Genomic DNA, 12,148 nt, shown 5'->3' with positions numbered 1-12,148 from the left:
TGTCTACGCCGTTCCTCCAGGAGGGATTCGAGATGCAGCAAGACAAGATGTTCAATAGCTTTGCCGACCAGGCCAAGAGCTTCTTCGAGCCGATGCGCAAGATCAACGGCATGATGCTGGATAACATGGAAAAGATGACCCAGTACCAGCTCGAGTCGATGAAGCGCTACACTCAGATGGGTACCGAGCGCATGCGCGCCGCCTCGGAGATCCAGAGCGCCGATGACCTGCGCGACTTCACGACGCGCCAGGCCGAGCTGATGAACGAGCTCTCCCAGCAGATGATCGAAGATGCGCGGGCCATGACCGAGTTGAGCATGTCGTTCAGGAACGAACTGGAACAGAGCCTCAGCGAAGCCGGCCAGAAGGCCGCCGATCAGGCCAACCAGACCGCCAAGGCGGCGAGCGAGTCGGCCAAGTCGGCTACCGAATCGGCATCCGCCAAGTCGACCGCTACCGGCTCCTCCAGCAGTTCCAGCAGCAGCTCGTCACGCAAGTCCAGCTGACGCTGCAAGCGGGCCGGGTTTCGTACCCGGCCCGCTTGTTCGAGCCTGGTGGGCGTTGTCGTCAACCGGTCGGCTCTGCGTCCTTCGCCGGCATCGGCGACCAATGCGCGTCCCGTCGCTGGCGATGAGCATTATAGAAACGCCGTACAGAATCCCGAGGAGGTTGCATGGCATCAGAGTGGTCGAGTGGAGAGTGGCCGAGTGAGTGGAAGGCATTGGCCGACCCGCAGCTGACGGCTCAGTTGGAAGCGATCGGCTTGGAATACCAGACTCTGATGGGAGAGATGATCGAGCGGATCTGGCCGAGCGAGGCTGCCTCCGCCATCTACGCGGACATGCAGCAGAGCGTTCGTGCTGGCGCCGAAGCGTTGGCCGGCAGGCCCGAAGCGCTCTATCAGGCACAGCTGCATGCTGCCGAGGCGCAGTGGCAGATCTGGCAGCAGGCCATGCGGGATTTGGCCGGCGATGGCGATACCGGGCGGCTGGTCGTCGAGCCCGACCCCAAGGATCGTCGCTTCAAGGATGACGCCTGGCGGCAGGATCCCTTCTATCGCTTCGTGCTTCAGCAATACCTGGTTTTCGCCCAGTGGGTCGAGTCGCTGGTCGAGAGCGTCGACGCTCTCGACGACAAACAGCAGCAGAACCTGGCGTTCTACGCCCGACAATATGTCAGCGCCATGTCGCCGAGCAATTTCGTCACCACCAACCCCGAGGTGATGCGCATCACCCGCGAGACCCAGGGCCAGAACCTGGTCGACGGACTCAAGCGGCTGCGCGATGACCTGGCCAATTCCGCCGAAGGGCTCAACGTGGCGATGACCGATCGCGAGGCCTTTCATATCGGCGAGAACATCGCCGTCACTCCCGGCGACGTGATCTACGAGAACGAACTGATCCAGTTGATCCAGTACGCGCCGACCACCGAGCAGGTGTTCAAGACGCCGCTGCTGGTGGTTCCGCCGTGGATCAACAAGTACTACATACTCGATCTGCGCTCGGACAACTCGCTGATGCGCTGGCTGGTCGATCAGGGCCATACGGTGTTTTTGATCTCGTGGCGCAATCCCGGCCCCGAGCAGCGCGACCTGACCTGGGCCGATTACATGCAGTTGGGGCCGATCGCCGCCATGGGCGCGATCGAGCAGGCCTGCGGCGAGAAATCGGTGAACCTCATGAGCTACTGTGTGGGCGGCACGCTCGCCGCCTCGACGGTGGCCTACCTGACCAGCACCCGGCGGGCGCGCAAGGTGCGCTCGGTCAGCTACCTGGCGACGCTGCAGGATTTTCGTGATCCCGGCGAGATCGGCGTGTTCATCAACGAGCCGATACTGCAGGGCCTTGAACGCCAGCTCGAGGCCGATGGCTATCTCGACGGCCGGGTCATGGCGTTCTCCTTCAACCTGCTGCGCGAGAACGACCTGTTCTGGTCGTTCTTTGTCAACAATTATCTCAAGGGCGAGACGCCGGCGGCGTTCGACCTGCTGTACTGGAATACCGACGGCACCAACCTGACGGCGGCGACCCACGGCTGGTACCTGCGCACCATGTACCTGGAAAACCGCCTGGTCGAGCCGGGTGGCATCGAGCTCGATGGCGTCAGGATCGACCTGCGCAAGATCTCCACGCCGAGCTATTTCGTTTCGGCGCGCGACGATCATATCGCCAAGTGGAACTCGACCTACTACGGCACGCAATATCCCAAGGGGCCGGTGACCTTCGTGCTGGGCGGCTCGGGGCACATCGCCGGCATCGTCAATCCGCCGCACAAGAACAAGTATGGCTACTGGACCAACGACGAGCTTCCGCCGACCCCCGAGGAATGGTTCGCCGGCGCTACCCACAACGAGGGTTCCTGGTGGCCGCACTGGCAGGCGTGGATGGTCGACAACGGGTATGCCAATGCCAGCAAGAAAGTACCCGCGCGGAATCCGGGCGATGGCGAGCTGAAGCCGATCGAGCCGGCGCCGGGGCGTTACGTGCGCCAGTCGATCCCCCAGGTGCTGGGAATGCTCGCGGACGCCGAGGCCCACGACGAGGACGCCGTCGCCGAATCCAGCGGCGCCGAACTCGGCCAGGCAACGCAGTGACCGGGCGAGCCGGATCAGCTTCCGGCCGCCTCGTCGAGCAGGGCCAGCATCGAGCGGGCGGCGTTGGACAGTGTGCGGCTCTTGTGCGCGATGTAGCCCAGCGGGCGCTCGATCGGCCGGTGCGCGATCGGCAGCACGGTGACCTCGTCATCGATCAGCGATTCCGGCAACACGCTCCAGCCCAGCCCGATGGCCACCATCATCTTGAGGGTCTCGAGATAGTTGGTGGACAGCGCCACGTCGACCTTGAGCCCCTCGCGGGCGAAGGTCTCGACCACGATCCCGCGGGTGAAGGTCAGGTGACCCGGGAGCACCGCATCGAAGCCGGTCAGCGCCGCTAGCGAGAGCGTGCGCTGCCCGGCGAGCGGATGATCGTTGCCGCACACGAAGCGCAACTGATCGACCCATACCGGTACCACCGTGAGCTGCGGATCCGGCGACGGCGCCAGCGTCACCACCGCAATCTCCAGTTCGCCGTCCAGCACCCCTTGATAAGCCTGCTCCGAGTCGAGAAAGCGCATGTCCATGCGCACGTCGGGGTGCGCCTGGGTATACGCCTTGAGCAGCGGCGGCAGGCGATGCAGGCCGATGTGATGGCTGGTGGCCATGGTCAGGCTGCCGCCGACGTCGCCGGCCAGGTTGGCCAGGGCGCGGCGGCTGTCGTCGACCATCACCAGGATCTCGCGCGCTCGCGGCAGCAGCAGTCGGCCGGCCTCGGTCAGCGAGACGCGGCGGGCGATGCGATCGAACAGCCGCACGCCGAGCTGATCCTCGAGGGTGGCAATGCGCTTGCTGACTGCCGGCTGGGTCAGGTAGAGCGTCTCGGCGGCCAGCGAGAAGGAGCCGTGATCGGCCACGGCGACGAATGCCTGCAGACTCTGAGTATCCATGCCACCATTCCATTTTGGAATTCAAGGAATAAATAACATGAATTGCATTCATGGGTAAGGGGCCATTAACCTTGGGTACAGCAAGGCACCGCCCCCGTGAAGTACATGAAATAGATCAAGCAAGAGTGCCGCTACTCAGAATCAGGACCGACTGACAAACAGATCGACTAACGGCGCCGCGGCGCCCGGGCTCGAAGAGCACGCTGGAGGAGACCCATGGCAGGCCAGACCCTTTACGACAAGTTGTGGTCGCAGCACCTGGTCAAGCAGCGCGACGACGGCAGCGCGCTGATCTACATCGATCGTCACCTGCTGCACGAGGTGACCTCGCCGCAGGCCTTCGAGGGGCTGCGCCTGGCCAAGCGCAAGCCATGGCGGCTGGACGCCAATCTGGCGACGCCGGATCACAACGTGCCGACTACGCTGCTCGAGCGTGCCGAAGGCAACGCCGGCATCAAGGACCCGGTGTCGCTGATCCAGGTCCAGACCCTCGACGACAACTGCGAGGCGTTCGGCATCGAGGAGTTCCGCATCAACGACGCCCGCCAGGGCATCGTCCATGTGGTCGGCCCCGAGCAGGGCGCCACGCTGCCGGGGATGACGGTGGTCTGCGGCGATTCGCACACTGCCACCCACGGCGCCTTCGCGGCGCTGGCCCATGGTATCGGCACCTCCGAGGTGGAGCACGTGCTGGCCACCCAGTGCCTGCTGGCGCAGAAGATGAACAACCTGCGGGTGCGCGTCGAGGGCCAGTTGGGCACCGGCGTCACCGCCAAGGACATCGTGCTCGCGGTGATCGGGCGCATCGGTACCGCCGGCGGCACCGGCTACGCCATCGAGTTCGCCGGCAGCGCGATCCGCGAGTTGTCGATGGAAGGCCGCATGACCATCTGCAACATGGCCATCGAGGCCGGCGCTCGGGTCGGCCTGGTGGGCGTCGACGACACTACCATCGACTACCTGCGCAAGCGTCCTTACGCCCCCGCGGGCGAGCTCTGGGACGCCGCGGTGGCCGACTGGCGCACGCTGGTCTCGGACGACGATGCGGTGTTCGACAAGGAGGTGGTGCTCGACGCCGCCGAAATCGCGCCGCAGGTCACCTGGGGCACCAGTCCCGAGATGGTCGCGGCGATCACCGGAACGGTCCCCGACCCCGACGCCGAGGCCGACGAGACCGTGCAGGGCGGCATTCGCCGCGCATTGACCTACATGGGCCTGGCGCCGCGCCAGAAGATCGCCGACATCCGCCTCGACAAGGTATTCATCGGCTCGTGCACCAACTCGCGCATCGAGGACCTGCGCGAGGCGGCCCGTGTGGCGCGCGGCGGCAAGGTGGCCGATTCGATCAAGCTGGCGATGGTCGTGCCGGGATCGGGACTGGTCAAGCGCCAGGCCGAGGCCGAGGGGCTCGACAGGATCTTCATCGAGGCCGGCTTCGAGTGGCGCGAGCCGGGCTGCTCGATGTGCCTGGCAATGAACGCCGACAAGCTCGAGTCCGGCGAACATTGCGCCTCGACCTCGAACCGCAACTTCGAGGGCCGCCAGGGCTACGGCGGGCGCACCCATCTGGTCAGCCCGGCGATGGCCGCCGCCGCCGCGTTGGCCGGGCATTTCGTCGACGTTCGCGAATTCCACGCCCAGCCGCAGGAGGCCTGAACCATGCACGCACTGAAACAGCACCAGGGCCTGGTGGCGCCGCTCGATCGCGCCAACGTCGATACCGACCTGATCATTCCCAAGCAGTTTCTCAAGTCGATCAAGCGCACCGGTTTCGGCCCCAACCTGTTCGACGAGCTGCGCTACCTGGACGAGGGCTACCCGGGTCAGGATGCGAGCCAGCGCCCGCTCAATCCGGAGTTCGTCCTCAACCAGTCGCGCTATCAGGGCGCCAGCGTGCTGCTCGCCCGACGCAACTTCGGTTGCGGCAGCTCCCGCGAGCACGCGCCCTGGGCGCTCGAGGACTTCGGCTTCCGGGTGGTCATCGCGCCGAGCTTCGCCGACATCTTCTACAACAACGCCTTCAAGAACGGCATCCTGTTGATTCCTCTCGACGAAGCCACCGTCGAGCGGCTGTTCCGGGCCGTCGAAGCCAACGAAGGCTATCGACTGGCCGTCGATCTCGAGGCACAGAGCGTCACCACGCCGGACGGCGAGGTGCTGCACTTCGAGGTCGATGCCTTCCGCAAGCATTGCCTGCTCAACGGCCTCGACGACATCGGCCTGACGCTCGAGCACGAGGACGCGATCCGCGACTTCGAGCAGCGTCATCGCGCCGAGCGGCCGTGGCTGTTTCGCCAGGCGGGCTGACTCTTGTCGCGCCGCACGACGGCACATAACCACAACGCTGGACGCACTTAGGGCCTGTTGACGTTTCGTCGCGGTCGCGACGGAGGTCCATTGGGTGCAGAACAAGGCGTGAGGAGCATGGTTGGGTTATTCCCAATGAGCGACGAGCAACGCAGTGCTGCACCCAATGGACCCCGTCCCTTCGGGTTGCGCGTCAAAGGACGCCATGCGGCGTTGCGGGCCTTGGCAAGGGAACAACCATTGCCTGCGCCCCGCGCCTTGCCTGGCGCCCTTTGGCGCAGCAACGCGGCTCGCGCCGAAACGTCAACAGGTCCTAGGACACCGCCATGGCGGTCGCGCAGGGACAGCGCCTCTTTCACGAACGCCCGGGCTCGCGAAGCGCCGGGCACGCTAGGAAACGCTCATGAGTCGCAAGATTCTCGTTCTGCCGGGCGATGGCATCGGCCCGGAAATCACCGCCGAGGCGGTCAAGGTGCTCGATGTCTGCCGCGTGCAGGGCCTCGATGTGACCCTCGAAGAGGGGCTGGTCGGCGGCGCCGGCTACGACGCCTTCGGCGCGCCGCTACCGGCGGCGACTCTCGACAAGGCCAGGACCGCCGACGCGGTGCTGCTGGGCGCCGTCGGCGGCCCCAAGTGGGATGGCCTGGAAGATATCGGCAAGCGCCCCGAGCAGGGCCTGCTGGGCCTGCGCAAGGAGCTCAACCTGTTCGGCAACCTGCGCCCGGCGATTCTCTACCCGCAGCTCGCCGAGGCCTCGAGCCTCAAGCCCGAGATCGTCTCGGGGCTCGACATCATGATTGTGCGCGAACTCACCGGCGGCATCTATTTCGGTCAGCCGCGCGGCATCGAGGAACGTGACGGCCAGCGCGTGGGCTTCAATACCTACGTCTATTCCGAGGCCGAGATCGAGCGCATCGGCCGGGTGGCCTTCGAGATGGCCGGCAAGCGCGGCAACAAGCTGTGCAGCGTCGACAAGGCCAACGTGCTCGAGGTCACCATGCTGTGGCGCGAGGTGATCAATCGTCTGGCGCCGGAGTATCCCGACGTCGAGCTCTCGCACATGTACGTCGACAACGCCGCCATGCAGCTGGTGCGCGCGCCGAAGCAGTTCGACGTGATCGTCACCGGCAACATGTTCGGCGACATCCTCTCCGATGCCGCGGCGATGCTCACCGGCTCGATCGGCATGCTGCCCTCGGCGTCGCTCAACGAGCATGGCCAGGGCATGTACGAACCGTGCCACGGCAGCGCGCCGGACATCGCCGGCCAGGGGCTGGCCAACCCGCTGGCGACGATCCTCTCGGTGGCCATGCTGCTGCGCTACAGCCTCGACGAGAACGCCCTGGCGTTGCGTATCGAGCGTGCCGTGGGGCGGGTGCTCGACCAGGGCCTGCGCACTGCCGACATCGCCTACCCGGGCACGCGTCAGGTGACCACCGCCGAGATGGGCGACGCCGTGGTGACGGCCTTTCACGAAGGCTAGTCGATCACCAGGCTAACCGGACGCGATCGCCCCGGCGAAGCGGGCGTCGGGCCGATTTGTTAGAATGAAGCCTGCTCGCCCAGCGTTTTGTCCGGAATCCCGGGTCAGTCACCGCACATAAGTCACCGAACATAAGTTACCGAACACGAGGAGGACCGTTTTCATGTTGAAAGTCGGATTTGTGGGATGGCGGGGCATGGTCGGCTCCGTGCTCATGCATCGCATGCGCGAGACCGATGACTTCACCGGCATCGAGCCGGTGTTCTTCACCACGTCGCAGGTCGGCAAGCCGGGCCCCGACGTGGGCGTCGAGGTTCCGCCGCTCAAGGACGCCTTCGATCTCGACGCGCTCAAGGCGCTCGACGTCATCGTCACCTGCCAGGGCGGCGATTACACCGGCGAGGTCTACCAACCGCTGCGCGAGTCCGGCTGGAAGGGCTACTGGCTCGACGCCGCGAGCACGCTGCGCATGCACGACGATGCGACCATCGTGCTCGACCCGGTCAACCGTCACGTGATCGACGCTCAGCTCGACCGCGGCACGCGGACCTTCGTCGGCGGCAACTGCACCGTCAGCCTGATGCTGATGGGCCTGGGCGGGCTGTTCGAGGCCGACCTGATCGAGTGGATGACCTCGATGACCTACCAGGCGGCCTCCGGCTCCGGCGCCAAGCACATGCGCGAATTGCTCGGCCAGATGGGTTCGCTGCGCGACAGCGTTCAGCACGAGCTCGACGATCCCGCCAGCGCGATCCTCGACATCGATCGCAAGGTCTCCGCGGCGATGCGCGGCGACGATTTCCCGATCGAGAACTTCGGCGCGCCGCTGGCCGGCGGCCTGCTGCCGTGGATCGACAAGGCGATGGACAACGGCCAGAGCAAGGAAGAGTGGAAGGGCGGCGTCGAGACCAACAAGATTCTCGGCCACGGCGCCAACCCGATCCCCATCGACGGTCTGTGCGTGCGGATCGGCGCGATGCGCTCGCATAGCCAGGCATTCACGATCAAATTGAAGCGCGATGTGCCGATAGACGAGATAGAGGATCACATCGCCAAGCACAACGACTGGGTCAAGGTCGTGCCCAACGACAAGCAAGCCACCCTGCGCGAGCTGACGCCGGCAGCGGTCACCGGCACCATGAACGTGCCGGTAGGGCGCCTGCGCAAGCTGGCGATGGGCGGTGAGTACCTGACCGCCTTCTCGGTGGGCGACCAGCTGCTGTGGGGGGCCGCCGAACCGCTCAAGCGGATGCTGGCGATTCTGCGCGAACGCTAAGCTAGCGTTGCTTGGTGAACCGTACCGCGACGCCCCCTTCGGGAGGCGTCGTTGCGTTGAAAGCGGGTGGATCGTGCTGCCGTTTGCCCCATGTTCTGCCGCATTGGGCAAATTTATGGTAATTAAGAATGAGCGGTAATTGAGACAAACAAATGACGTTACCTCTCATGCGGAGGTGGCGCGGCGCCTGGCGCGGGGAGCATCGGTGAGACGCACATTATCCTGGGGCACGCTGTTGTCGTTGCTGACGGCCAGCCCCATGGCGTTGGCCCTGGGGCTGGCGGCACCCCGGGTCGAATCCACTCTTGGTGCGCCGTTGCAGGCCAGGTTGCCGCTCACCGATATCGGCGAGCTCGATCCGGGGCTGATCAAGGCGCGTCTTTCCACCGCCGATGCCTTCGCCCGGGCCGGCATCCCGCGCACCTCGCTGGTGGAGAGCGTGAACGCCACGATCGCCCGCGAGTCCGGTGGCTTGACGGTGGTGCTGAGCACTTCCCAGGCCGTGCGCGAGCCCTATCTCAGCCTGCTGCTGACGCTGGAGTGGCCCGGCGGCCAGCAGCGCCAGGAGGTCAACCTGCTGCTCGACCCGCCGGGCTACGCGCAGATGCCGGCGTTGCAACCGGGAACGACTCGCCCGCTGCGCCAGGCGCAAGCGGACGAATCGTCAGCGCCGCCGACGCTCGCGCCTCGCGAGCCCACCGCGCCCGGGCAGATCCGGGTCGCCAGCGGCGACACGCTGTGGGTACTGGCCGATCGCGTGCGCCCCGAAGGGGTGAGCATCGAGCGCATGATGCTGGCCCTGCAGCGGGCCAACCCCGAGGCGTTTCCCGGCGGCAACATCAACCGGTTGAGCGCCGGCGCGACGCTCGACGTGCCCGACCGTCAGGCGATTCTCGCCAGCGGCGAGAATGCCGGTCAGCGCGTTCGGGCCCAGAATCGCCAATGGCAGGCCCAGCGCGGCGGCGAGACCGATCAGCGGCCGGCGACGGCGGGCGAGGAGGCCACCAGGCCCGAGGCAGCGGCAACTGGCGGGGATGGCCCGGAAGACGGCCAATCGCGGCTGACCTTGCTCAACGACACCGTGCTCGACGCGCCGCAGGTTTCGGGCGAGGCCGATGCGGCCCCGGCGGTGCTGCCGGTCGAGGCCCGCGAACGGCTGGCCGAGTTCGAGACGCAGCTCGACGACACCCGCCAGGCTCTGGCCCAGGCAAACGAGCAACGCGACCAGTTGGCCGGCCAGGTCGGCACGCTGCGTGAGGATATCCAGGGCCTGCGTGCGCAGCTGGAAGGGCTGGTGGCGATTCGACAGGCCACCGTCCGCGCTCAGCCGGTGGCGGAGCCCATGCCACGGGTTCAGGCTGAAAAGCCGTCCGCCGAATCGTTCGGTCAGGCTGCCTGGCGTTGGTTCAACGAGAATCTGATGCTGCTGGCCGGCGCGGCACTGGCGCTGCTGCTGGCGCTGTGGGCGGTTGTGCGGCGGCGTTCCCGGCGCGCCGAGGAGGCCACCGACTCGGCCTCGGGTTATACCGCCATGGGTGGCATGGGTGGCATGGGTGGGGGAGCGCCGGGGCGCAACGAGCCATCGATGGTCGAGACGCCGACTGCTCGCCAGATGCCGTCCGAGCCCGCCTCGGCGGTTTCCGCGACCCCGCCCGAGCCGTCGCCGACAGGCTCGCCGCTCGACTCGGCCCCCGAAGCGGAAACCATCAGCGAAGCCGAGATCTATCTCGCCTATGGCCGTTACGACCAGGCTCGCGAGCGCCTGGTACAGAGCCTCGCCGCCGATCCCCAACGTCACGACCTGCGTCTCAAGCTGCTTACTGCCTGCGTGGCGCTGGGCGATCACGACGCGGCCGAACAGGAAGCCGCCTATCTCGATGCCCGCGGCGACGCACAGCAGCGTGCCGAGGCGCGCGAGATCCTCGCACGGCTGGTGCCCGAAGCCTCGGCTGCCACCTCCGAGAGCGAGGCGCCCGACGTCAGTGCAGCGAGTGCGCCGGGCTCCGGCGAGCTTCAGCCGACTTGTCCGCGCGTCGGGCCTCATGCCGAGATGCAGGAAGAAGTGCAGAAAGAGCTGCAAGAGGAGGCACAGGGCGAGGCGCTGTCGGGGCTGGCCGATGCGGCCGTGGCCAGCGGCGTGGATCTGGATGACGGCCGGGTCATCGATTACCGGCCGCCGAGTCTCGACGTCGAGCCCGAACGGCGCGAGCCGGAACTGGGTCAGCCGGTGGTTGATTTTCCCGACGATCCGCTGGGACTCGGCGATTCGTTGTCGGAGATCGACGACGATCATGCCACCCTCGACGATGTCGACCCCGTGGTTCGCGGCGAGTCGTCGCCGATCACCGATACCAGTGGCTGGATCGTCGAAGAGGTGGCATTCGATCCCCTCGATCTGGATAATGAGCGCTCCACGAACCACGCTTCACCGGCGGGTTCGGCGCCCGCCAACGCCGCACAGCAATTGGATCACGCCCGCCAGCGTCTCGATCGCGGCGAGCGCGAGGCGGCTCGCGAGCTGCTTGATCCGTTGCTGGAAGAGCAAGGAACGCTGGTCGCCGATGAAGCGCGGGTGTTGATCGAACGCCACCGCCTGTAGACTTGTAGATTAGTGGTCGGGGTGGCATAACTTGACGGAAGTCGATGCCCCTTTTCGAGTTTCTCGATGATTATCAGCGCCTCGCAGGCCGCCTGGCCATGGCGGTCGAATACGACGGCACGCATTATTGCGGCTGGCAGCGTCTGAAACAGGCGCCGTCGGTCCAGGAAACGCTGGAAACGGCGCTCGGCCGGGTCGCGGCGGCGCCCGTGCAGGTACATTGCAGCGGGCGTACCGATAGTGGCGTGCACGCCACGCGGCAGATCGTGCACTTCGATGCGCCGGCGCCGCGCTCGACCAAGGCCTGGGTCTATGGCGCCAACGCCAACCTGCCGCGCGACATCGCGGTGCGCTGGGTGGCGCCGGTAGCCGCTGACTTCCACGCCCGGTTTTTGGCGCTGGCGCGCCGCTATCGCTACGTGATTCTCAATCAGCCCAGTCGGCCGGTGCTCGAGCGCGCCAACGCGACCTGGTGTCGCGAGCCGCTGAATGCCGGGCGCATGCACGAAGCCGCCCAGGCATTGGTCGGCGAGCATGACTTCTCGAGCTTTCGCGCAGCCGGTTGCCAGTCGAAGTCGGCGACGCGCCACGTGCATTTCATCGAAGTCAAACGTTACGGCACGTTGGTGGTCATCGATATCCAGGCCAACGCGTTTCTCCATCACATGATTCGCAATATCGCCGGAGCGCTGGTCGCGGTGGGGCGCGGCGAGGAGGGTATCGGCTACCTGGCGCACCTGCTGACGCTGCGCGATCGCGCCCAGGGCAATGTCACTGCGCCCGGGTGCGGCCTGCACTTCGTCGACTCGATCTATGACGAGCGCTTCGAGCTGCCCCGCGAGCCACTGGGCCCCAGCATGCTGGGCTTTCTCGGCGAATGGAGCGGTGAGCGCGGGCTGCCGGACTCGCCGATGGTGCGTTATCGGCGCGGCCTGCCGGGGGCGCGGCATCCGGCCAGTATCGATGCCACCAGCAGCTGAGTTCGCAATCGGGCTCGGTC

The 12,148-nt window shown here is 66.2% G+C and carries 9 protein-coding genes; 8 read left to right on the top strand and 1 reads right to left on the bottom strand.

Translation table 11 applies throughout. The features are described 5' to 3' along the window. Positions 1 to 32: 32 nt before the first annotated feature. Both K7I12_RS13890 and phaC read left to right on the top strand, forming a co-directional pair. On the top strand, positions 33 to 506 hold the full coding sequence (locus K7I12_RS13890) for a phasin family protein (RefSeq protein WP_031384448.1): 474 nt from the start codon (positions 33 to 35) through the stop codon (positions 504 to 506). A gap of 275 nt (positions 507 to 781) precedes the next feature. Further along, complete coding sequence (gene phaC / locus K7I12_RS13885) at positions 782 to 2,593, top strand: class I poly(R)-hydroxyalkanoic acid synthase (protein WP_422723646.1); 1,812 nt, start codon at positions 782 to 784, stop codon at positions 2,591 to 2,593. Positions 2,594 to 2,607: 14 nt separating this feature from the next. Here phaC and K7I12_RS13880 read toward each other — a convergent pair whose 3' ends face one another. Next, positions 2,608 to 3,483: a LysR family transcriptional regulator gene (locus K7I12_RS13880; protein ID WP_031384446.1), complete on the bottom strand. Its 876-nt coding sequence runs from the start codon at positions 3,481 to 3,483 to the stop codon at positions 2,608 to 2,610. Positions 3,484 to 3,699: 216 nt separating this feature from the next. Between K7I12_RS13880 and leuC the strand changes: the two genes are divergently transcribed. The 6 genes from leuC (at position 3,700) to truA (ending at position 12,128) form a co-directional block, all read left to right on the top strand. Next, positions 3,700 to 5,139 carry a 3-isopropylmalate dehydratase large subunit gene (gene leuC / locus K7I12_RS13875; protein ID WP_231664469.1) on the top strand — a complete coding sequence of 480 codons (1,440 nt, stop codon included), beginning with the start codon at positions 3,700 to 3,702 and terminating at the stop codon, positions 5,137 to 5,139. A 3-nt stretch (positions 5,140 to 5,142) separates the two neighbouring features. After that, positions 5,143 to 5,790, top strand: coding sequence for a 3-isopropylmalate dehydratase small subunit (leuD, locus tag K7I12_RS13870; RefSeq protein WP_031384444.1), 648 nt, complete (start codon positions 5,143 to 5,145; stop codon positions 5,788 to 5,790). Positions 5,791 to 6,193: 403 nt separating this feature from the next. Beyond that, complete coding sequence (leuB, locus tag K7I12_RS13865) at positions 6,194 to 7,273, top strand: 3-isopropylmalate dehydrogenase (protein WP_031384443.1); 1,080 nt, start codon at positions 6,194 to 6,196, stop codon at positions 7,271 to 7,273. 163 nt (positions 7,274 to 7,436) lie between these two features. Then, positions 7,437 to 8,549, top strand: coding sequence for an aspartate-semialdehyde dehydrogenase (asd, locus tag K7I12_RS13860; protein ID WP_031384442.1), 1,113 nt, complete (start codon positions 7,437 to 7,439; stop codon positions 8,547 to 8,549). Positions 8,550 to 8,754: 205 nt separating this feature from the next. After that, a complete protein-coding gene (locus K7I12_RS13855; protein ID WP_031384441.1) occupies positions 8,755 to 11,148 on the top strand; it encodes a type IV pilus assembly protein FimV in 2,394 nt (797 codons plus the stop codon). A 44-nt stretch (positions 11,149 to 11,192) separates the two neighbouring features. After that, positions 11,193 to 12,128 (top strand): tRNA pseudouridine(38-40) synthase TruA, encoded by a 936-nt coding sequence (gene truA, locus K7I12_RS13850; RefSeq protein ID WP_231664468.1) that lies wholly within the window; start codon positions 11,193 to 11,195, stop codon positions 12,126 to 12,128. Positions 12,129 to 12,148 lie beyond the last annotated feature (20 nt).

Source organism: Halomonas sp. IOP_31 (assembly GCF_021151495.1).
Taxonomy (GTDB): domain Bacteria; phylum Pseudomonadota; class Gammaproteobacteria; order Pseudomonadales; family Halomonadaceae; genus Modicisalibacter; species Modicisalibacter zincidurans.
This window is presented reverse-complemented; position numbering and strand designations above follow the sequence as displayed.